The 22,766-nt window shown below is 43.7% G+C and carries 19 protein-coding genes; 7 read left to right on the top strand and 12 right to left on the bottom strand.

The annotated features are described in order from the left end of the window. Positions 1–58 precede the first annotated feature (58 nt). Both AC1RM2_RS26090 and AC1RM2_RS26085 read right to left on the bottom strand, forming a co-directional pair. The gene (locus AC1RM2_RS26090; protein ID WP_492988043.1) at positions 59–1,153 is read right to left on the bottom strand and encodes a zinc-binding dehydrogenase; all 1,095 of its coding nucleotides are present in this window, start codon (positions 1,151–1,153) and stop codon (positions 59–61) included. Beyond that, positions 1,104–2,384 (bottom strand): DUF5690 family protein, encoded by a 1,281-nt coding sequence (locus tag AC1RM2_RS26085; RefSeq protein ID WP_492988042.1) that lies wholly within the window; start codon positions 2,382–2,384, stop codon positions 1,104–1,106. The genes AC1RM2_RS26090 and AC1RM2_RS26085 overlap by 50 nt, the downstream gene beginning before the upstream one ends. Positions 2,385–2,886: 502 nt before the next feature. Here AC1RM2_RS26085 and AC1RM2_RS26080 point away from each other — a divergent pair. Next, positions 2,887–4,347 carry a sensor histidine kinase gene (locus AC1RM2_RS26080; protein ID WP_492988041.1) on the top strand — a complete coding sequence of 487 codons (1,461 nt, stop codon included), beginning with the start codon at positions 2,887–2,889 and terminating at the stop codon, positions 4,345–4,347. Between the two features lie 137 nt (positions 4,348–4,484). Continuing rightward, positions 4,485–5,609, top strand: a complete 1,125-nt coding sequence (locus tag AC1RM2_RS26075; protein ID WP_492988040.1) for a C1 family peptidase — start codon at positions 4,485–4,487, stop codon at positions 5,607–5,609. Positions 5,610–5,654: 45 nt separating this feature from the next. On the opposite strand, the gene AC1RM2_RS26070 is transcribed toward AC1RM2_RS26075, so the two are convergent. Both AC1RM2_RS26070 and AC1RM2_RS26065 read right to left on the bottom strand, forming a co-directional pair. Beyond that, positions 5,655–6,029, bottom strand: coding sequence for a DUF779 domain-containing protein (locus AC1RM2_RS26070; RefSeq protein ID WP_492988039.1), 375 nt, complete (start codon positions 6,027–6,029; stop codon positions 5,655–5,657). 372 nt (positions 6,030–6,401) lie between these two features. After that, positions 6,402–7,904, bottom strand: a complete 1,503-nt coding sequence (locus AC1RM2_RS26065) for an aldehyde dehydrogenase family protein (RefSeq protein ID WP_492988038.1) — start codon at positions 7,902–7,904, stop codon at positions 6,402–6,404. Positions 7,905–8,060: 156 nt separating this feature from the next. Between AC1RM2_RS26065 and AC1RM2_RS26060 the strand changes: the two genes are divergently transcribed. Continuing rightward, on the top strand, positions 8,061–8,987 hold the full coding sequence (locus AC1RM2_RS26060) for an AraC family transcriptional regulator (protein ID WP_492988037.1): 927 nt from the start codon (positions 8,061–8,063) through the stop codon (positions 8,985–8,987). Positions 8,988–9,087: 100 nt separating this feature from the next. On the opposite strand, the gene AC1RM2_RS26055 is transcribed toward AC1RM2_RS26060, so the two are convergent. Beyond that, complete coding sequence (locus AC1RM2_RS26055) at positions 9,088–9,324, bottom strand: helix-turn-helix domain-containing protein (RefSeq protein ID WP_492988036.1); 237 nt, start codon at positions 9,322–9,324, stop codon at positions 9,088–9,090. 311 nt (positions 9,325–9,635) lie between these two features. On the opposite strand from AC1RM2_RS26055, the gene AC1RM2_RS26050 reads away from it, so the two are divergent. Beyond that, the gene (locus AC1RM2_RS26050) at positions 9,636–9,953 is read left to right on the top strand and encodes a hypothetical protein (protein WP_492988034.1); all 318 of its coding nucleotides are present in this window, start codon (positions 9,636–9,638) and stop codon (positions 9,951–9,953) included. Between the two features lie 127 nt (positions 9,954–10,080). On the opposite strand, the gene AC1RM2_RS26045 is transcribed toward AC1RM2_RS26050, so the two are convergent. From AC1RM2_RS26045 to AC1RM2_RS26020, 6 genes are all read right to left on the bottom strand, one after another. Beyond that, the gene (locus AC1RM2_RS26045; RefSeq protein ID WP_492988033.1) at positions 10,081–12,441 is read right to left on the bottom strand and encodes an ABC transporter permease; all 2,361 of its coding nucleotides are present in this window, start codon (positions 12,439–12,441) and stop codon (positions 10,081–10,083) included. Between the two features lie 157 nt (positions 12,442–12,598). Then, a complete protein-coding gene (locus AC1RM2_RS26040; RefSeq protein WP_492988032.1) occupies positions 12,599–13,411 on the bottom strand; it encodes a DUF4097 family beta strand repeat-containing protein in 813 nt (270 codons plus the stop codon). 11 nt (positions 13,412–13,422) lie between these two features. Further along, entirely contained in the window at positions 13,423–14,274 is an 852-nt protein-coding gene (locus AC1RM2_RS26035) for a DUF4097 family beta strand repeat-containing protein (RefSeq protein WP_492988031.1), read from the bottom strand. An 11-nt stretch (positions 14,275–14,285) separates the two neighbouring features. Then, positions 14,286–15,104 carry a zf-HC2 domain-containing protein gene (locus tag AC1RM2_RS26030; protein ID WP_492988030.1) on the bottom strand — a complete coding sequence of 273 codons (819 nt, stop codon included), beginning with the start codon at positions 15,102–15,104 and terminating at the stop codon, positions 14,286–14,288. A 4-nt stretch (positions 15,105–15,108) separates the two neighbouring features. Next, a complete protein-coding gene (locus tag AC1RM2_RS26025) occupies positions 15,109–15,660 on the bottom strand; it encodes an RNA polymerase sigma factor (protein WP_492988029.1) in 552 nt (183 codons plus the stop codon). Between the two features lie 602 nt (positions 15,661–16,262). Continuing rightward, positions 16,263–18,848, bottom strand: a complete 2,586-nt coding sequence (locus tag AC1RM2_RS26020) for an ATP-binding protein (RefSeq protein WP_492988028.1) — start codon at positions 18,846–18,848, stop codon at positions 16,263–16,265. A gap of 170 nt (positions 18,849–19,018) precedes the next feature. Here AC1RM2_RS26020 and AC1RM2_RS26015 point away from each other — a divergent pair, with 170 nt between their 5' ends. Together AC1RM2_RS26015 and AC1RM2_RS26010 are read left to right on the top strand one after the other, a co-directional pair. Beyond that, a complete protein-coding gene (locus tag AC1RM2_RS26015; protein ID WP_274209034.1) occupies positions 19,019–19,441 on the top strand; it encodes a secondary thiamine-phosphate synthase enzyme YjbQ in 423 nt (140 codons plus the stop codon). Positions 19,442–19,623: 182 nt separating this feature from the next. Next, positions 19,624–20,325 carry an NUDIX hydrolase gene (locus AC1RM2_RS26010; RefSeq protein ID WP_492988027.1) on the top strand — a complete coding sequence of 234 codons (702 nt, stop codon included), beginning with the start codon at positions 19,624–19,626 and terminating at the stop codon, positions 20,323–20,325. A gap of 94 nt (positions 20,326–20,419) precedes the next feature. Here the strand turns inward: AC1RM2_RS26010 and AC1RM2_RS26005 are convergent, their stop codons facing one another. Then, the gene (locus tag AC1RM2_RS26005; RefSeq protein ID WP_492988026.1) at positions 20,420–21,358 is read right to left on the bottom strand and encodes a TolB family protein; all 939 of its coding nucleotides are present in this window, start codon (positions 21,356–21,358) and stop codon (positions 20,420–20,422) included. Positions 21,359–21,472: 114 nt separating this feature from the next. Between AC1RM2_RS26005 and AC1RM2_RS26000 the strand changes: the two genes are divergently transcribed. Further along, on the top strand, positions 21,473–22,762 hold the full coding sequence (locus tag AC1RM2_RS26000) for a DUF885 domain-containing protein (RefSeq protein WP_492988025.1): 1,290 nt from the start codon (positions 21,473–21,475) through the stop codon (positions 22,760–22,762). The last annotated feature ends 4 nt before the right edge of the window (positions 22,763–22,766 follow it).

Raw genomic sequence — 22,766 nt, 5'->3', positions numbered from 1 at the left:
ATTATCTTTTCCAATTCTCCCGTATGCACATATCCTCTCCCATTTCCTTTGACGGCTGTTAATCGCCAATCTTTATCCCCACGCGTACCGGTTTATTGTCGCTGGCAAATGTAAAGGCTTCTGATACCTCGTCCAAAGTATATTCCTTTTCAATCAGCGCCTCAAAAGGGTATTTGAGGTAATTGTTTTCAATAAACACCGTCGCGTTTACAAAATCCTCATAATTGTAATTATGCAGCCCCCTTATTTGTAAAACCTTGCGTACAACCTTTTGCGCATCTACCTGCACCGGCTTAGCGGGAAACACGGCCCCTATCCATACAGCTATACCGCCCAATGCCAGCGAATCAACGCCTGCCAGCATAGCCTGCGGGCTGCCTGTCATATCAAAAACAACATCAGCCTCGGGCCATGGCAGGGCTATGGCATCGTCGGCCGACGAAATGTAGTTTTCATCCGCGCCGAATTTTTTGCCCCAATGCAGGCGCGATTCGTCGTTATCTATTAAACCAATCCACGATGCCGCTGCTTCTTTACACATAGCAACACATGACAGGCCTAACAACCCCGCACCAAAAACCAACACCCTTTTACCGGCAATATCCCCGGCAATCCTAAGTGCTCCTGTAACCGTTGCATGGGCGCAACTAATAGTAGCAGCCACCTGCACAGGAATGCCGGCCGAAATTTTGATAAGCGCGGTATTGGCATGCAGTACACAATAATCCGCAAGGCCGCCGTTAAACACATCGTTACCGTTGGCAAGTGCATGGCCGTATTTAAACAACTGGTTGCTTTTTTGGGGCATATCTGGTCTTGGCGCGGTTACATCAGCTGGTACCGAAAATATAGACCAGGTAACCCTGTCCCCCACTTTAATAGCATCACCCCTGAAATCTTTTGCCGGATGAGCCGGGTCGATATAAAGGATATCGCCCACAATTTCGTGCCCCAAAACTACCTGAGCCGGCTCAATACGGCGGCCACAATAGGTGTGTATATCGCTGCCACAAAGCGTAGTATAAATGTTTTTTACCAATATTTCGCCGGGCTTAATAGCCGGCAACTCCCTGTTTATAAATTCAAATGGCAGGCCGGCGCCGTTAAATACCGCCGCCTTGCCAGCCGGGAATTGGGGCAATTTGTTGTTCATTCCTTTTTAACTTTATTTTAAAATACCAATGGCAAAACAATACAATGAGCGCCCCGGCGATACCCAGGGCAATACATATTTTCAAAAAAATGAATAATATCGAATCAGTCGAAGGCGTGAAATATCTTAAAAACATAAGCACGATATAACCTGTATACCCAACCGAATCAACAATATACATCAGGAAGCCAACATTTGCACGCTCTTTGGTAACGGCTATCAGGCGCTCAAATACGATGGAATGGATGGCCACATAAGGCATATAAACGCCCAGGCCCAACAGCACCATAAAGTTGAAGGTACCCAAGCCGCGATTTAAGCCCCAAACCGCAGCCAGTAAAATAATAAACCCCGCAAGGCAAATAAAGAGCGAAAACCGGAACGCCTTATAATGATTGCTAATAAAAACCGCGAAACTGATGATGACAATAACCCCGAAGGAAACCAACAACTCTGATTGGGTGAAGGTAGCCGGCGTTTGATGGAAGCCCAGCCCGGCCCATAACTCGGGCGCAAAATCGGCACGTATGCTGCGTAGTAAGGTCACAAATAAATAAACCGTTATTATGCCGATAAGCCCTGGCGCGTATTTTATAAAAAAGTCGCGCCTGTCCTTACTGCACATCGGCTCCCTTGCCGATCGGGCGGCCACATCAGCGGCAGATGGCAGGGGCACAAATGCCAGCATGCCTATAAAAACAAGAGTAGGCCCAGCAAACAGCAGGCCCGCAAAAAAAGGCATCCAGCTTTCGGTAACCCCATAGTTCAACAGCATAGTACCCACCGATTTGGATACCCCATCAGATACGATGAAGCTGGCGCACAGCCCAGCAATTAAAAACTCGGTATGCTTGCGGCCTTCTAAAAAGCCCAGCACCAGGCCAAATATCACCCCAAGGGATAAACCATTCAGCAACAGGCAAATTATATTCCAGGGACGTGGCACAAAGCCAAAAAGCAGCAACATCAGTTCGGCAAAGGCTATAAAGCCCAAAATGGCACGGATACGCTGATGTGGCTTTATTTCGGATACTACTTTTATTCCTACCCATTTGGCAATAACATAACCAATGGTTTGTGCAATAATGAGCAGAAATTTATAGTTAATACCCCAAAACATCGCATCGGCATAGGTAGCAGCGGTATAGGGCTTCCGGAACCCGTACATACAAAAGTAAGTACCAAATGCTGCCACCAGCGCCCATGCGGGATGCGAAACTATTTTTTGCACGCGATTTGGGTACTTAAGTGGATACATAACTGGTTGCAGGAATTGCTTTTGCATCTGGTTATTGCACACCAGGTATAAACCGACTTGCTTACAGACATTTATAAAACAATATAGCGATTAATTAAACGCCAAATATAGGGCGGCCAGACGCGCAGTCGGCGTGTACTGTTTTATCAAATTGTTATTTTATTGTTAGCACCGGCGATAGGAAATGTATATTACCCTAAGCTAAATCGGCGTAAAGAGGCTAAAGAGGAGCTTTTACTAATCTTTACTTTATATAGCGTGGCCCGCAAGGCCTGTGCTTCGTTACTTATACCTTATAAATTTAACCCGACATGCTCTTTTCCAAAAACAATTCAGGCTTTTATCTGTACTATTGCATTGATCCGGTTTTTTTTAGTTTAGCAACTCAAAATCAGCTTACTATATTTTACAAATATCTACCTGTCCGGACGGCGATGGTATCTCATTTTAATAATGGTATTGTCGCCCCTGTGTTATGGAAATAAGTAAGTTATCGGAACAACTAAATATTGCCAACAAGGAATTGGTAACCCAACATCAGAAGAACGAAAAACTTGCTGCAGATTTAAACCAGGCCCTTATAGAACTTGAACTGCAAAACCAGGAAAAAGGAAAGCGGGCTGCCGAATTGATGATTGCAAACATCGAGCTTGATTTTCAAAATGTTGAAAAACGAAAACGCGCCGAAGAGTTGCTTATTGCCAACAAAGAACTTGATTTTCAGAACGAAGAAAAGGAAAAACGGGCAGCGGAGCTTGTACTTGCTTATGCCCAGTTGAGTTTTCAAAACGCGGAAAAAGAGAAACGGGCCGCCGAATTGATTTTGGCCAATACCGAACTGATTTTTCAAAACCAGGAAAAGGAAAAACGGGCCGCCGAGTTAATTATAGCCAACACCGAACTTATTTTTCAGAACCAGGAAAAGGAAAAACGGGCAAATGAATTAATAATTGCCAACAAAGAGCTTGTTTTTCAGAACCAGGAAAAGGAAAAACGAGCCGAGGAACTAATTATAGCCAATAAAGAACTTGTTTACCAAAACAAAGAAAAAGACAAACGCGCCGCCGAACTGATTATAGCCAATATTGAACTTGATTTACAGGATGAAGAAAAAGAAAAGCGGGCCGCAGAGTTGCTTGCAGCCCTTAAGGAGCTTGATTTCCAGGACGAAGAAAAGGGTAAACGTGCTGCGGAATTAATTATTGCCAACCGGGAGATACAAGCGCAAAAGCAGGAAAAAGTGCGGCGTGCTGCTGCCGAGGCCAAAAAAGATGAGTTTTTTAACATGGTAAGCCATGAATTTAAAACCCCGCTAACCAACATTAAAGCCATTAACCAATTACTGGAAAAAACAGCCGATAAAGCCGATAAAACCTACGCGTTTATTTTAAATGCCAACCACAGCATTAAACGCCTTGAGCGGTTAATTGAAGATTTATTAGACGTTACCCGTATAAATGCCGGATTGATAGATTTAAATATTGAGGAGTTTAATTTTACAGACGCCCTTACCCATAGCATTGCTAATGTTCAGCTAACAGCTGATAGGCACCGGATTTCGTTGGAAAACTCCATCGACATCAGATACCTGGGAGATCAGTTCCGGATAGAACAGGTAATGGTAAACCTGTTGAATAATGCAATCAAATATTCGCCCAAGGCTGACAAAATATTGGTTGAAGCCAAAATAGCTGATGGTAGGATAATGGTAATTGTGGAAGATTTTGGAATTGGGATTGCCAAAGAAGATATAGACCAATTATTTCAGCGATTTTACAGGGTGAGTAAAACCGCAATGCTTTACCAGGGTGTAGGCTTGGGCCTTTATATCGCAGCCGAAATTATCAAAAAACACAATGGCATTTTCAGTATTGAAAGCGAACTTGGAAAGGGTAGTCGTTTTTGCTTTAGCTTGCCGTTAAACACAGTTGCATAAGCAAGTCGCCTTAAATATACTATCGCTTTACTTTTTGGACTGATTAAACACGAGTCCCGAAGAAGTTGATGATATTGCTCCGCTCATCGCCCAATCAAAATTTATTTCTATTTTAGTGGTTCACCATTCCTAATAAGATGAGAAGATATTGCTTATCCCTGTTATTTGCTGCTACTTTTGTTTGCGGATATGCGCAGCAACCGGTAACCATTAAAAAAATCACTGCGGGTACCGTAAAATACCAGGGCGGCACTAATACCTGCTGGTCGTTTTCAACTACCTCGCTTGTTGAATCGGCAACGATAGCTAATGATAAAAAAGACATCGACATTTCGGAGTTATATACATCGCGCAACCTGTTCATTGAAAAAGCAAAGCGTTATATCCTGTCAAACGGCACAAGTTTATTTGAGGCCGGCGGCCTGGCCCATGATGCCATGTACGGGATAGAAAAATACGGCGCTATACCCAACGAGTTTTACGCACGCAAAAAAGGTGTCGAATTTTCAGATAAAAGCAACAGGCAAACCGACGAAATCCTGAAAAGCTACCTGGATTCGGTGCTTAAAACAAAACCCATTGATGCCAACTGGCTGGCCGGTTTTATTAAAAAGCATGACGATATTGTGGGCAGCCCGCCGGCCAAATTTACCTGGGAGGGTAAGGAATACACCCCACTTAGCTTTGCAAAGGAGGTTTTAAAGTTTAACAGGCAGGAGTATGCCACTATAACCTCATTTACGCACCATCCATTTTATGAAAACTTTCCGTTGGAAATTCCGGATAACTTTTTGCTGCGCGAAAATTACCTGAATGTGCCCTTGGATGAGTTGATAGCCATTGCCAAAACAACCATTGAAAAAGGGCAGTCGCTGGTGGTTGATATGGATGTAAGCAATAACGGCTGGAACTGTGGTAAAGCAGGTTACGCCCTGTTTGAAGACAAACGCTTTTACCGGGTGGGCAACGCTGATACAGCAGAAATGGCGTATAGCGTTCCGCTAAGGCAACAGTTATTTGAAACCCTGGTAACCCAGGACGATCACCTTATCCATATTGTAGGTATCGCCAAAAGCAAAGCCGGCAAATTATTTTTTATCCTAAAAGATTCTGGAGGCGATCATTACGGGCCGTTTAAAGGGTACGACTATGTATCGGTAAATTACTTTGCCATTAATGCGCTAAGTATTACTGTGCCGGTAAATTCCCTGGATGAAAAGTACGCTAAACTGGTAAAGGCCCCGGTACCGCTTATTAATTAAAAACGGGAGACAACGCAATAGACAGAAAGCCGGTAAAAAGCCGGATCAGGATTCAAAATATTCCACCGGCTCCAAATCGCCCAGTTCTTCATCGGTAAATAACCTGGAGCGGATAATGAACCTGATGCCCATAGGAATTTCGATAGAAAAGCTGCTGCCGCGGCCAGGGGTAACATCCAGTGTAAGATGCGTATGCTTCCAGTATTCAAACTGATCAATACTCATGAAAAATTCGCAGCCTGCAACTTCTCCTATTTTCACATCACTGCTTCCAATTTTAAAGTCGCCCTTTTCAAAACACATGGGCGATGAGCCATCGCAGCAGCCGCCACTTTGATGAAACATCAATTCGCCAAACCGGGCTTTTAGCTCAGCTATTACTTTTTCGGCTTCGGGGGTAATGGATACTCTTTTGGTCATGGTGGGATGGTTGTTTTCAATTCCCGTCTTGAGGGCTATTGTGTATACACAGTTTTTTTGGAAACGTATCAATAAACAAAAAACGGTGTCATTTCGAACGAATCAGAGGTGGATTTAAGCGATGGGGTGAGGAGAAATCCTGTACGCCCTGCATTCCGAGTGAATAACGGTGCTGCAGGGCGTACAAGATTTCTCTTTCGCACTCCACGCCACCCCTCGCTTGCTCCATCGAAATGACATTTTCTTTTTGCTGAAAAAAGGTGTCCCCACAGTAGTTCTATCCTACTTTCTGTCACTTTTTGATTTGAAATAAACTAATAAAAGGCGCCGCAAAATCCCAAACATTTTGCGGTCGCCTTTAACATTACGGGGCTAAAAGAAACCCAGTTTGTTCTTATTATAGGAGATCAGCATATTTTTGGTTTGCCGGTAGTAGTTCAGCATCATTTTATGATTTTCGCGACCAAAGCCCGATTTTTTGTAACCACCAAAGGGCGCATGAGCAGGGTAAGCATGATAATTGTTAACCCAAACCCGGCCTGCCTGTATGGCGCGGGGCACCTGGTAAATTTCGTGGGCATCACGTGTCCATACACCGGCACCTAATCCGTAAAGGGTATCGTTGGCAATTTCAATAGCCTCTTCAGTAGTTTTAAAGGTAGTAACCGATACTACCGGACCAAAAATTTCTTCCTGGAAAATGCGCATCTTATTGTGGCCTTTAAAGATGGTTGGCTGTATGTAATAGCCCCCACCCAACTCCTCAGGAAGCTTTTGGGCATTGCCGCCGGCCAATACTTCTGCCCCTTCCTTTTTGCCAATATCCAGGTAGCTCAGAATTTTCTCATATTGATCGTTGGAAGCCTGCGCGCCCATCATCGTTTCAGAATCAAGCGGGCTTCCCATTTTTATAGCTTTTGTACGTTCGATAACACGCTCTATAAATTTATCGTAAATATTCTCGTGCACCAGCATACGCGATGGGCAGGTACAAACTTCACCCTGGTTTAAGGCAAATAATACGGCGCCCTCAACTGCTTTATCAAAAAACTCGTCGTCGGCATCGCCTACAGACTCGAAGAAGATATTTGGCGATTTACCGCCCAACTCCATGGTGACGGGAATTAAATTTTCTGAGGCGTATTGCATAATCAGCCTGCCGGTTGTGGTTTCGCCGGTGAAGGCCACCTTGCTGATACGTGGATTAGTAGCCAGCGGCTTACCAGCCTCGGGGCCAAAACCTGTAACAATGTTTAAAACACCGGGAGGCAAAACATCGCCAATGAGTTCCATTAGCACCATAATACTGGTTGGGGTTTGCTCGGCGGGCTTTACAACCACACAACAGCCGGCTGCTAAAGCAGGTGCTATTTTCCATGTGGCCATTAATAATGGAAAATTCCATGGAATAATCTGGCCCACTACGCCAAGGGGCTCCTGCAGGTTAATACTTACAGTAAACTCGTCATGCTCAGATATGCTGCTTTCCTCGGCGCGAATGGCACCCGCGAAATAACGAAAGTGGTCAACACATAGCGGCAAATCGGCCGCCATGGTTTCGCGGATGGCTTTACCGTTATCAATGGTTTCTACGGTAGCCAGGTAGCTTAGGTTATCTTCAATTATCTGCGCAATTTTAAGTAATAAGTTGCTGCGGGTAGTTGCTGCGGTTTTGCTCCAGGTTTTAAATGCTTCTGTAGCGGCATCAACAGCTGCTTCAATATCTTCTTTGGTTGATCGGGCGGCTTTGGTAAAAACTTTGCCATCAATAGGCGAAATATTATCAAAATACTCGCCTTTAACGGGCGGAACAAATTTACCGCCAATAAAATTGTCGTACTTATCCTTAAAGGATGGTCTTTGGGCTAAACTCATGATGGTTTTATTTTTTAATTGGTTAAGCTAAGTTAGCGGCCGCCTGCATCGGGCATTTGCACTATACTCTCAATTGGGTGCATTATAATTTCAATTTTAAAATGAATTATAAACTACGGATTAGTATGTCTAATTTTATTTATTAATAAACCAATTATGAACGAGAGAAACCTGGTATCTCCGTTTGCCCTTAGCGGCAAACGCGAGTTGCAAACGCTGGTAGAAAATCGCCGTGCATATACGTTAAACCATTGCGAACTAAATATTTACGAAACCTATCAGCGCAGCGAACTGGTTCCGCTTACTTTTGATGACCTGGTAATTACCAGTATGCTGCGCGGTAAAAAAGTAATGCACCTGTTTGATAAGCCCGGCTTTGATTACCTGCCCGGCGAAACAGTGATAGTGCCACCCAATGTTACCATGACTATTGATTTTCCCGAGGCATCTGAGCTTAACCCCTCGCAATGCACAGCCCTGGCCATTAATCACCACGAAATAAAAAGCACGCTTGATTTTTTGAACGAGAATTATCCCCGTGCCGATGACGTTTGGAAGCTAAACTACCAGCAATTTCACTTCTTTAATAACCATGAACTGGCCCAGCTAATTAATAAGCTCATCAGCATAAGCACGGGCGATGTGTTAACCAAAGATGTACTGGCCAATTTAACGCTAAAAGAACTTTTGATACGTATAATGCAAATGCAAAACCTGCATATTGTACAAGATAATATGCAGCAACTATCAACAGGGAACCGCTTTGCTTATATTTTACAATACATTAAAAACCACCTTACCGAAAAGCTGAACATTGATGCCCTGAGCCAAATGGCTTATATGAGCAAGGCCAGCTTTTTCAGGGCATTTAAGCATGAAATGGGAATTTCGCCGGTTGATTATATTATTAAAGAGCGGATACAGTTTGCTAAACAGCTATTGCATAATCCTTATTGCAGCATTGCCGATGCCTGTTTTAAAGCCGGATTTAACAACCAACATTATTTCAGCCGGGCATTCCGTAAAATTGCCGGTACAACACCAAGTTTTTATAAGGCGGGTATTGTAAGGGAGATGAATTAGACTTTGCGCTACCTAAGCCTCGGGCTTTCGGGATCCCACACATAAGACGGCAGACTTTTTCACAACCTAACCCACTGTTATGGATGACAAGGATAACAGCTTAGGCCGCTACGCCATCAGCATTAATAACGTCGGCCGGATCGATTTCTAATATGCGGCAAATCTTAAAAAACCGCTCTAAGGTTAGTTTAACATAGCCTAATTCAATTTTACTGTAGGTATTTTGCGATACATTCAACTTGGCAGCAAGATATTCCTGCGAGTAAGCCAGCCGTATCCTGGTATTACGGATGTTTTCGGCTATGGCTTTCACGCTGTGGTTTACTAAGGCACTCATTGGTTATGGCTTATTATTTATTATATAAACGTAATAAACAATAAGTTGGATTTATAAATTGTGCACTTAATCAATAAAAAGTAGCCGCATAGTTGTACCTCTTTTAGGAGTATTCATGGGGTGCGACGGTAGTTATAACGAGCAATTACCCATTTTGAATTCCACAGCAGGCAGGCACTGCGCGAAAGCGTACATCTGCTGTATCAAAAGTGAACGAAGCCGAACACACATATAACATAACACACTGATATACAATAAAATAAAAGCATGGCATTTGGTTTGCTTTGTACTTTTTACTAAGGGGAAGCACCATGAAGCACCATAAACAACTGGAACGGCGCACATTTTTACAAGACCGTTTTGACATTTTAATTAAACGACAAAAAAATGGTACAGCCACCTTTAACGAGCTTACCGAACTTGACGATATTGTAAACCGCGACCCCGCCATCCGCGAAAGTATCCTTGTAGAAATGCAGGAAGGAGATGCATCTGATGATCATGCACTGCCTGTTGAAAAAGCAGCTATTGAGCCGGTAAAAAAACAGGGGCTGCTTGATTTGATCCGCGGATTTATTAACAGATGGTTTGTGGCAGAACCTGTTGGAATGAAAACGGTATTGATTTAGAGCGATATTACAGGCCACAGCTGTTTTAGCATGGCCAATTTTAACTACCGCTTATCGGGAGAGCAAAATAAAGGGTAAAAAGCATAGCAATACCTTTTGCCTTTCACCCTTTACCTTTCACCTTCGCCTATTCGCTCCTCAAACTTTTTACGGGGTTCATTAATGCGGCTTTAACCGCCTGGAAGCTTACGGTAGCAAAGGCAATAAGTATGGCCATAAAACCCGCAGTTACAAATACCAGCCAGCTTACATTTATTTTGTAGGCAAAATCCTGCAGCCATTTATACATGGCGTACCACGCCAGCGGCGACGCAATGGTGATAGCAATGAGCACCAGTTTGATAAAATCGCGCGCCAGCAAACTTACTATCCCGCTTACACTTGCACCTAATACCTTGCGCACGCCAATTTCGCGGGTGCGTACCTGGGCCGTATATGCTGCCAAACCTAATAAACCAAGACAGGATATAAAAACAGCAATGCCCGCGAAATAGCTGAAGAGCTTACCCTCCTGCTGCTCGCTTTGGTACATTTTATTGAAAATATCATCCAGGAAATTAAAAGTGAAGGGATACTCGCCGTTATATTGCTTAAACTGTTTTTCGGCGGCCTTAATAGCTTTTTGGGCGTCGCGGCGGGTGGTTTTAATATAGATGGTGTTGAGGTATCGGGGCTTATACCAAAACATAGCAGGCGCAATTTTCACTTTCATTGATGCGTAGTGAAAATCTTTTACCACACCTATAATGGTGCCCTTAACACCTTCCATAGTAAAACTTTTGCCTATGGGATTTGCAATACCCATTTCTTTTATAGCAGCTTCATTTAACACATAATGCGAAGTATCAGTTATCGAACCGGTAAATGTGGAGCCCTCTTTCATGTTCATTTTAAAAAAGGATACCATGTCTTTATCCACAACAATGGGATGAATCATCATATTTTGTTTAGGGTCTTTACCATCCCAATCCAGCCAGCCTGTAAAACCGCCAAAACGCACTATATTCTGGTTCGACCGGGTGACAGCCAATACGCCGGGTTGTTTCAACAGTTCGGCTTTCACCGCATCATAGTGCGACGCCATATCGCGCATCCAGAAGCTGATCACATTCTCTTTATCATAGCCCAAATTCTTCTGCCGGATGTAGTTTAACTGGCCCGTAATAACCATGGTGCCGATGATGAGCACTATCGAAAACACAAACTGGGTTACCACCAATATTTTGCGGAATAGCGCATCGCCAAGACCTGCGGAGATCTTCCCTTTTAAAGCCTTCAAAGGCTCAAAAGATGACAACAGCAAAGCCGGGTAAATGCTGGATAAAGCAAGCGTACCTGCTATAGCGCCAAGCAATATCAGCCATATATGATAGTCGGCCAGGTTAAAAACCATCTCTTTATTGAGCAAATGGTTAAACAGAGGCATCAATATAAAAATCAGCCCAATGGCTAATAAGGCTGCAAATGAAAACAATAGCGCTGTTTCTACAATAAACTGCATAAACAACTGCATTTTTGCCGCGCCGATAATTTTACGCATACTGATCTCTTTTGACCGCAGCATTGACCGTGCAGTTGAAAGGTTTACATAATTGATACAGGCGATAACCAGTATAAGCAGTGCTATAATTATAAAAATACGTACGGTGGATATCCCCTTATCACTCATATCGGCATTGTACAAATGCATTTTTGCTATGGGCAGCAACAGGTATTCGGCATCGGTATCATCAGCCTTATGGTTAAGGTGAATCTGCCTTATTTTTGTTGTAAGCGCTTTGGTTGCAGCCCCCGGTTTAAGCTGTAAATAGGTTTCGTAATTAAAAAAGCTAAAATTATTACTCAGGTCGTTTTTGTTTGCCAGCATCGCCTTTTCGTGAAAGCTCATGGGCATTAGCATATCGTAATTGATACTGGAATTTTTAGGAAAATCAGCTATTACGCCGCTAACTGTAAAATTGGCTTTGTTCCCATCGGCAATAATGACTTTACCAATGGGATCCTGATTGAAGAAAAATTTTTGCGCAGTTTTTTGGGTAATAACAACTGAATTATCATCATTAAATGGCTTGCCCGCGTTGCCCTTTATCAAATGAAAATCGAACATCGAAAAAAAAGAAGGATCGGTAAAGGCGGCATTCTCGTCCCCAAAAACCTTATCCTTGTATTTATACAGCGAAAAATTGTAGTTGCCGGAAATGCGTACACACTCCTTCACCTCGGGCAACTGCTGCTTGGCCATAGGGCCGATTGGCGCTACGCCCACACTATATATCTGCCTGCTGGCGCCCGTGCCGCCAAACAACTCCAGCCGGTAAATATCCGGCGCTTTTGCATGGAAACCATCAAAACTTAATTCATCCTGCACCCAAATGAGTATCAGGATACCAATAGCCAAACCAAGCGTTAAGCCCGCAATATTGATAACCGAATAAAACTTATTCTTGACCAAATTGCGCCAGGCTGTTTTTATGTAGTTTTTGAACATGGGAGGATGATTTGAAAATTAATATCGATTTGAAAATTTGAGGATTTGAAAATTTGAAAATGAGTTTGATGATTATTGCAATGGGAATAAACCTTCGCCGCCAGGCGCTTCATTTACATTTTCAAATCCTCAAATTTTCAAATCTTCAAATTAAAAACTACTTCGCTTTCCTGATATACACCGCGCCAAAGGTGGTTTTCATCATTAGTTCGGGGCCGCCGCCGGCTATTTTGCCGTATACCCATTCGTCAATTTTCAGGCCGTACATGCCGTCTTTATTTGTGCGGGTTACGTTGGGCTTTTGTTGCTCGGTGGCTACATCAAAATCGGTAAAAATATCACCTCTGTCCGATTTTAATTTTACATTGGCCTTCAGGCTTGCCGGAAAGGTGACATCTATTTTGCCATTCAGGGTCGAAAATGCCATGGCTGCTTTTGGGTCGATGGATTTAAAAGTAACTATTACCGGGCCGTTAACTGTGGTGGCTACCACCGAGCCGGAGATATCTGTTAGTTTGATACTGCCATTTACGTTGCTCACTTCCAACTCCCCATCCAGGTTGCTGCCTGTAATATCGCCGCCATTTACAGTTGATATTTTAAAAGTGGAAGTAGTTTTAGGAACCTTTATGATTAAATTAACCTGTTTGCCCATGCTGCTGTGCACCGTTACCTGGTTGTTATTTTCCTGGGCGCTTATATCCATGCCGTTGCTGTTTAAGCGGCGCATGCCCGCAGTTTTTTCCTTTTCTTTATCACGCTCCTTATGTTTTTCGTCCAGTTGTCCTTCAACTACAATGCTTTTGCCTTCGTAGCCTATAACGGTGATCGATCCGTCTATCAAACCTACATTTAATTTAAAGGGTTTGCCAGGATCGCTTAGCGGAACGGTCAGTTGCTCCTGTGCCCACAATCTGCCAGTTACCAACAGAGCTACCGCGAATACACTTAAAAATTTTATCGTTTTCATCTTATCGTTTGTTATTGTTGTTTTTTGATATAAATATTCCCGTTAAGGGTCTCGAATTTGAATAGTTTACCGCCCGAGCCAATGCGCACATCAGAATTTGAGCTGAGTTTATAGGTGGTGCCGGCACCGCTTTTTGCCTCGGTTTTTACTACTTTGCTGGGCATTACCTGGGCATCCGGAAAATCGGTAAAAAACTGCCCGTTCATGCTTTTAAAGGTCAGGTCGGCCGATAGGTTGGCAGGATAGGTAATATTCATTTGCCCGTTGATAGTGTGATACGATGATTCGCCGGGAGGCACAGCCAAATAATTCACTGTAACCGGGCCATTTACAGTATGCGCAATGGTGGTTCCTTTAGCGTTGATGATCTCTAACGAGCCGTTTACGTTGTTTACTTTTAATGATCCGTATACATCTTTAACGGTAATGTGTCCATCGTTTACTGTTGATACTGTCAGGCTTGCATTAAAGGGCACTTTGATGGTATAATCCAGGTGTACAATATAATCTCTCCGGTGGCCTTCATCATTACGGTTCCAGGTATGCGGCCGGGTATCATAAGGTTCGGCTGTGTACGCAATCACGCTATCAGCTTTCTGGTCAAAGCCCAGCTTAACTTCTTTTTTAGCAACGTCGACATCGGCCTGGGTTTTGCCTTTGATGGTTTCGTCAATCTCCATCAATACTTTATCGCCGCTGTAGCCTTCAACCTTAATGGTTCCCCAAATGTTGTATACTGCTATTGTGCCGCCGCTCACTGTAAATTGTTTGGTAATATGCTCTTTATACTCCTGTGCCTGCGCAGCATTTTGAGCAAGGCATAGCCCGAGTGCCGCAAATACGGCAATTAAAACTGGTTTCATAATGGTTGTTTTTAAATGAGTTGTGTTATGGTTTGTTTGATTTTGTCTTTTACACCGGGGTTTAGTCCTTTTTGTTTCAGTAACTCTTTGAACGAATTAACCGACTTTTTTTCCTGCAGCTTCAGCATCACATCGGCAATGGCCGATTGCAGCAGCGGCGAATCCTGCTGAACGATGGATGCTATCAGCCCCTGCCGCACTTCCGGGTGCGCGGCCATCTGGGTTAAAGCATCAAGCGTACTTAAGCGTACATTCACATTCGGATCGTTGTTAAGGGTGGCAAATAAAGCATCAATAACCTCCTTATCGGCATGTTTAATCTCGCTGGTATAGCTTACCGCTTTAATCCGTTCAGATGCCGATGGATTTTCGAGCATTGCCAGCATCATAGTTTGTTTCAGTTCATGTACCTGCGATGTAAGGTCTTTCAACTGCTCGTCTTGTTTGCCGGCGGTGCTTCCCTTAAAAGCCAGGTACCCCGTGCCAAAACTAACCAGTACTATAAGCAGGCTATAAGCCAGCGGCCGGCGCTGCTGCCATTGCCATAAGCGGGCAAATTGTTCTTTTATGCTAAAGGCTGGCTTGCTTTCTTCAACCGATTCCTTGTAAGTATCAAGCATGGCTTTAAACTTTAGTTCCATGTGGGCACCCGGTTCCGGTGCCTGCATATTGCCCATTAAAGCCCAAACCTGCTGCATTTCGGCGAGTTCCTGCATACAATCCTGGCAGCCTGATACGTGTTTTTCAAACTCATCACGCTCGGCAGCGGTTAACTCATTGCTTATATAGCCGCTAAATTTTTCTTCGTATTGCGCACAATTCATCTTCATCTGTTTAACGTTCCATTTTGGCGTAAATATCTTTTAACTCCTGCATAGCCCTAAAGGCGCGTACTTTAGCGGCCCCTTCGGTAATACCTAAAATTTGCCCTATCTCCTGGTACTTCAGCTCCTGGAAACGACTGAGCGTTAGTATCTCCCGGTTATCATCGCTCAGCTTTTCCATAGCCTTATATAACCCGGCATTGGCCTGCTTTTTTTCCAGGTGCTCATCGGCGCTGGTGCCCCCCGGCAACCTGTCGGCCAATTCGCCTATGTCCTGGTATACACCTTGTTTGCCACCTTTTTTGGCATTATCTTTTAACACATTGCGGGCTATCTGGTACATCCAGGCCATAAACTCGCCCTCGCCTGTAAAGCTGCTACGATACCTGAGCATTTTGTAAAACACGGTTTGTACCATATCCTCGCTTGCCTCGCGCTGATAGGTCATGTGGAACAGGAAGCCGTATAAGGCACGGTAATGCCTTTGGAACAGCAGCCCCATCCTATCCAAATCTCCGGCCTTTACCCGGAGCATAATCGTGTTATCACTTAGTGCGTTCAAAAAGGCCTGGTTGCGTTAGTTATATATTGGAGACCGCCGTAATTTTAATTGGTTACAGGAAATTTAAAGTTTTTTTTGGGAAAAGGTTAAAGGTGAAGGGTAAAAGGTGAAAGGTAAAAGTGAAAGCAGGGCAAACGTGTCTAAATAGTCAATAAACAACGCGGGCGGATATTTCTGGTACTTTAAGTATTTGACAGCTGCAATTGGTAATCCATATAAAAAGAGCCAAAAGATTGTCTTTCCAATGTTAACCATGATAAAATATAAAATGTTTATTATCAAATATTTGCAAATATCTTATCTGAAATATGTTAAGTTATATTAACCCAAAACGTAAAGTACTAAACAACGGCTTGAACGCAGCCGACGACTCACCCCGACATCGCTGCGCTTGTCACCCCTCTCTCCGCTTCGCGCATAGAGGGGAGATAAAAAAATTGGGGTTCACCCTCTATGCGGCGCAAGCCGGAGAGAGGGTCGGCCAGCGTAGCGTAGCCGGGGTGAGTCGTAGCCGCCATGCGATATACGTCATTCCCCCCTTTATAATTTCGCAAATTTCATCACACAAGACGACTCAGTTTGTCCCCCTAACTACCGCGCCCTTACTCCAGCGGCAATGTAAACCAAAACGTACTCCCCTGCCCTAATTCACTCTCCACCCCAATTTCGCCACCATGGCGTTTGACAATTTCAGAGCTGATATACAAGCCAAGGCCAAGGCCCGCGTTTTGGTAACTGGCAGGCTCGGCCCGGTAGTAACGATCAAAAAGATGGCCTATTTTTTCTTTTGACATACCCGGGCCGGTATCCTTTACTGATATTCTGGCAAAGCCATCGGGTTTTTCGATAACAATGTAGATTTGTTTTGACTCGGGCGCGTATTTTACAGAATTGTTTACCAGGTTTACCAATACCTTGTCTATCTGTTCTTCATCGGCATAAACAATTAAACTTTCGTCGCCCTGAACTATAAGTTCATGTTTACCGGTTATACGCACGTGGTTGCAGCAAACATTCAGCATCGCTGCAATATTAAAGGGCTCTTTATGAAGTTGCAGTTTTGTTTCGTTCATCCGGCTCACATTCAGCAAGTCTTCAACCAATGCACTTATTTTGCCCATGCTCCTGCTCGATTGCTCTATCAACCTTGGCAGCATTTGTGACGATGGATCATCCTTGATCCGCTCAAGCAATTGCAACGATGCTTTAAGACTTGTAATGGGGGTTTTAAGTTCGTGGCTGGCTATACTTATAAAATCATCTTTCCGTTGTTCCTGCTCGCGGCGGTCGCTTATATCAAACATTACACCCGAAAAATGCGAAGGCTTGCCCGGTTCAGCTTCGTACAGCTTGCCGGTGGCTTTTACCCACCTTGTTTGCTTATCATGATAACCAATAATCGGATGCTCAATCTGATGCAGCGCACCCGTTGCTATAGAATGCTCGATGGAGCCGAGTACCCTTTCGCGATATGGCTCGGGTATTTGCAGGGCAGCAGCGTCGTATGGCATTTCCTCATCGGCATTAAAACCAAACAACTGCCTAAGCCGGCCATTTGTAACTAATTCCCTTGTAGTTGCATTAATGTACCAGGTACCCATATCGGCAGCCTCTACAGCAATACGTTGCTTCTCTTCGGCCAGTTCAATGGCTTTGCGGGCTTTTACCTGCTCGGTTACTACGTGGGCAAGCAGCATAATGCTGGTAGTTTTACCTGCCGGGTTTTTTAACGGCTGATAAACAAAATTGGAGTATACTTCCTCAATTTTCCCATCCTGCTCCAACAAGGTTTTAACTTCGTTGCCGTAATAAGGTTTGCCGCTGTCGTATACATTTTCAAGCAAATTCAAATACTTCCTTCCAATCCACTCTGGTATTGCTTCTTGCAGGGGCTTACCAATAATATTGTCGGTTTTCCCCCACACCGCTAAAACTTTTTTATTGGCCGATTCAACAATAAAATCACGGCCTTTCAATACCGCAATTGCAACAGGCGCGTCGGCCAGCATATAACTTAGCTTAGCCTCACGCTCGGCCAGTTCAACAATGTTAGCACTTAAATTCGCCTTCGCTTGTATCAGTTCCTCGTTGGTGGCCAGCAACTCTTCATTTGCAGCAGCTAACTCCTCGTTTGATGCGCCTATCTCTTCATTAAGCACTTTTTGCTCGTCATAGCTTTTTTCTAACAACTGCCGGGCTTCAACAAGCCCTGTAATATCGTTAGCGGCAACTACTACGCCTGTTACATTTCCGTCTGTATCAAACAAAGGGTCGTAGTAAAAGCTTATATATTTAACAACAGTACCGTCCGGCGTATCCAGGTAAAATATTTCTTCATCCTCGCCGTAGCTAACGCCGGTATTATAAACCCTGGCCAATAAAGCAGCAAAGGGCTGGCCTTCTAACTCGGGCAGTATTTTCAGTAACTGCTTCCCGATAATATCACCGGTAACTTTACCCCAGATATCGGCAATTGCCTGGTTTGCTATTTCAACTGTCCAGTTGCGCCCCCTTAATATGGCCAGCGGGTTTCGTGCAGTTGCTATCAGGGTACGTAAATTCAATTCACTTTCAAATAACTGTTTGGTACGCCTGGTTACCCGCTCTTCTAATAATATGTTGGTGTGCTGCAATTGCTCCCGTATTGCCGATAGCTCTTCGTTACTGGCCTCCAACTCTTCTACCGTTGCCTGTATTTCATGATTGGCCTCGTTCAATTTATGATTAAGCGATATCAGCTCTTCTTTTGACAGTGCAAGATGCTCATCGGCCAATACCTTATCGGTTACGTTGGTAACCATATGAATAATGTACTGGATATGATGACCATCGTCAAAAACAGGTGTATTTAAAGGTTCCCAATATCGTGTTATAAACTGCCCTGCAACCATAGGGTTCGGCACATCATAACGCTGTATAGCCATTTTATGGGGTTGCTTGTTGCGCAAAACCGACTGTAGCGAGGCATTTAAGTTAAATACCCCCATAGCCTCCGGCGTATCGGGATTATCCGGAAAAACGTCAAAAACATTGCGACCCACTATGTTTTCACGGATGGTTTCTGTTTCCCTTAAATATTGATCACTTGCGGTTAGTATCAGCAATTGCGGCGACAGGATAGCTATAGAAACCGGAACGGTTTCCAATGCTTTAAGCGTTTGGGCAGACGGACCAATATTTGCTGACATAGATAGGTTATAAGACGCAATTTACTTTGCGTTTTGCGAAATTTAAAGTAATAATTAAAATAAACCTAAAGATTAATTTGTTTTGGCAAAACAATATTATAGCTATTCAGAATAATACATTCTTAACTTAATACTCCCTAAATTTGTTACCTAACTACAGTTTTAAAAAAATGCAGATACATCAGCAAGCTATCCGACTACGCGAACGCAAACGAGGTTTCCATTTAATAACCGCCGAGGTACTGCAGGCGCTGCCGCAAATAGCCAGTATGAGGGTAGGTATGTTACAGGTTTTTATTCAACATACTTCGGCATCGCTCACCATTAATGAAAATGCCGATCCAACCGTGCGCATGGATTTTGAGATGTATTTTAACAAAGCCGTGCCCGAAAACGATCCCGACTACCGGCACGATGATGAAGGACCAGACGATATGCCTGCCCATTTAAAAGCCGCCATGCTGGGTAGTTCGGTAACAGTACCAATCCGCAACGGCCGGCCGGCGTTTGGTACCTGGCAAGGTATTTATTTATGCGAACACCGTAATTATGGCGGCAGCCGCGATCTGGTAATTACTGCCTGGGGAGAATAGCCTTATCCGCTCCCGCCAAAGTTTCGCCAAAAAATCCATTGCAGATTTTTCTTTATTTTTTGTCAAATTACCGTCTTAAACACACTAATTAAACCTTATCCGCAAGCAAGGGCTTAGCCAAGACTTCACATATCCCAAATGTTATTATATATTTGTTTTTGTTATAAACCTTTACAATAAAAATGCAGAAGTATTCGAAACAAACCAGGTTATTATTAGCTGTAGATTGTATAATTTTTGGCTTTGACGGGGAGGTTTTAAAAATATTACTGATCAAAAGAGGATTCCAGCCCGAAAAAGGTAACTGGAGCTTGATGGGTGGTTTTGTTCAGAATGAAGAGAGCCTTGACCAGGCTGCCAACCGTATCCTGAAGCAGCTTACCGGCCTTGAAGGCGTGTACCTTGAACAATTATACACCTTCGGCGATCCGAACCGCGATCCATTGGAACGCACCGTTTCTGTGGCTTATTTTGCTTTGATTGACATTCATAAATATGAAACCCAGATAAGCGCCGATTATCATGCCGAATGGTTTCAGCTTAAACGGGCTCCAAAACTGATATTCGACCAGCAGGAAATGGTTGAACAGGCACGCAAGCGCATCCGTTACAAAGCGGCCATGCACCCCATCCTGTTTGAGTTGCTTCCTACAAAATTCACCATACCACAATTACAGATCCTGTACGAGAGTGTTTTTAATACTACGATTGATAAGCGAAACTTTAGTAAACGGGTACTGGCTACAGGCCTGCTTATTAAACTGGCCGATAAGGATAAAGCGGGATCCAAACGGGGCGCGTACTATTACCAGTTAAACATGCAAAATTATTATGCCAAATTCCAGGCGTTCATGAATTTTATTCCGAATCCGGATAGCTTGTAAGGGTAATACAGGTTCTTCGCCCCGGCTTATCAAAATTCGAAAGATTCCAGACTTACGAAGTTTTAAAAACTTCGCAAGTCTCCCCATTCCATTGTTACCAATCGGGGTTGAATTTTACCCAATAAATGTCATCCCAGCCATTTCCCGCACCACTTAACAGTTTTTTTAATTGCTCGTAAGTTTTGGATTTACCATTTGTAAAATCCTTATTTAACCTGCTGCTGGTAAATACCAGGTACCTTTTATCCCATGTTACAAAAGGGCAGTAATCAATAGCGATAGAATTAATAGGCCCGGGCAGATGCTTTACGGGCTGCCAGTTACCTGCTTTATCTTTACGACTTATATATAAATCTCCGCGGCCAAGGTTATCCGGCCGGCCATCCGAACTAAAGAGGATAAATTCCTCGTCGGGGTCAACAAAAGCGTTAAATTCATCATATTTGGTATTGATGTCTTCGGGCAGGCTCTCTGGCTTGCCAAAACCGCCCGCTGCTACCGGTTTACAAATTACAATATCCTCGCTGCCCTTGCCATAGTCGGCTTCTACCGTAAAATACAAGTTGCCGCTGCGGGTTATGCTGGGGTAAAATTCATTTTTATCTGTGTTAACCGTCGGACCTAAGTTCTCCGGTCCTGTCCATGTACCGTTCGGCTTGCGCTTAACCCGCCAAATGTCAAAGTCCTTTTTTGTGGGGTTGCTTGCCGTAGGCCTGTCTGACGAGAAATAAACCGTCTGCCCATCGGGCGAAAACGCTGCTTCCAAATCCTTATACCGGCCCGAAAATGGGGCAACCTGTGGCTTGCTCCATTTACCATTATTTTTAACCAGGTGTAAAATAGTGCTGGTTACAAAACGGGGCTGTTGTAAAGTATAAAATATCTCGTCGCCTTTTGGCGATATGGTAAAGTCGCGGTTGCTGAGTCCGTCTGTTAGTAGTCCTTTAGCAAAAAGCCTTGGGGTGTCAGTTGGTAATATCGCATCGGGATAATTTACCTGCGCGATGGTTTTATTGCCTATAATTAGAAGCAAAATAATAAAGATGCATTTATACATAGCGGTTACAATTTACATTATAAAGCGCATGTTTTTGTAACATCAGCGCCAAAATATCATCGAATATACTAACCATTCAAATACCAGTTGATGAAGATAAGTTTATGCTGCTTTTACTTTTTAATGCTGTGCGTATTTAGTGCGGATGCGCAAGAAAAGTTTGATGCTTTTTCGGACAAATTTGTAAAGGATTACAATGCCCTTAACCTGCCGCAGCTTGAACTGAGTTATGTAAGCGGGATGGAACACATTGGCACTGCCGAAAGCATACAAAAGCAAGTTGCTTTTTTTACCTGGGCGCAGTCGGGCCTTTTAAATTATAAAGCCGACAAACTAACGCCGGCACAAAAGCTGGACTATAACCTGATTACTTATGAAACCGGCATAAACCGGGAGCGCCTGGCGCTGGAACAGGAATGGGTAAAACATCGCCCGGACAAAATATCCGCGGGCGGCATTATAACTATCCCGAACGGTAAAGCATGGTATGCCTATTTATTAAAACGATGGGTAAGCGCGGATGTAACACCCGACGAGATTTACAAATTTGGCCTGACAGAAGTGGCCCGCGTACAGCGACACATTGAATTAGTACGGCAACAAACCGGCTTATCAGATGACGCTTTTTATAAACATTTAAATGATGCTGTTTTTTTTGAAAGCGACCCCAAAGTAGTGCAACAAAGCTTTGAGCACACCAAAGCAATTATATATACCAACCTGCCTAAGTTATTTAATGATGCACAGCCAAACCCTTTAAAAATCAAGGCAGGCGAAAGCAGGCAACTTGCGCAAACACCCGGCTATTACGATAACAACACTTTTTACTATAATCTTTTTGATAAGCCCTATAACAAGCGCCAATACGATTGGCTGTTTATACACGAAGCCGTGCCGGGGCACCACTACCAGGCAAGTGTTGAAAGTAAAACCAAAACATCGGCTGTACAGCAGCTTTTTTATTACATGGGCTTTGCCGAAGGATGGGGTGCTTATACCGAAGAATTAGGCAAACAACTGGGGGTATACCAAACGCCTTATGATGAGTTGGGCAAGTGGGAATGGGATATCGTACGCTCGGTACGCGTACCACTTGATGTTGGCCTAAACTATTATGGCTGGACAGATGAACAGGCTCTTGCCTTCTGGAAAAAGAACATCCGCAACCAGGATGATATTGCCTTGCGCGAAATTGCCCGCATGCGCCGCTGGCCCGCCCAGGTAGTTACCTACAAATACGGCGCGCTACAAATACTGCACTGGAAAGAGGAATTGCAAAAAAAGCAGGGCAAGGATTTTAACATCAGGGACTTTCACTCACGCGTGTTAGATCATGGCTCACTGCCCTTGTTTTTAGTAAAAGAAAATGTATTCAGGTAAATAA

It is taken from the genome of Mucilaginibacter sp. GW822-FHT03E02, from assembly GCF_058801545.1.
The sequence above is the reverse complement of the archived record's forward strand: the minus strand, read 5'-3'. Positions and strand labels throughout refer to the sequence as shown.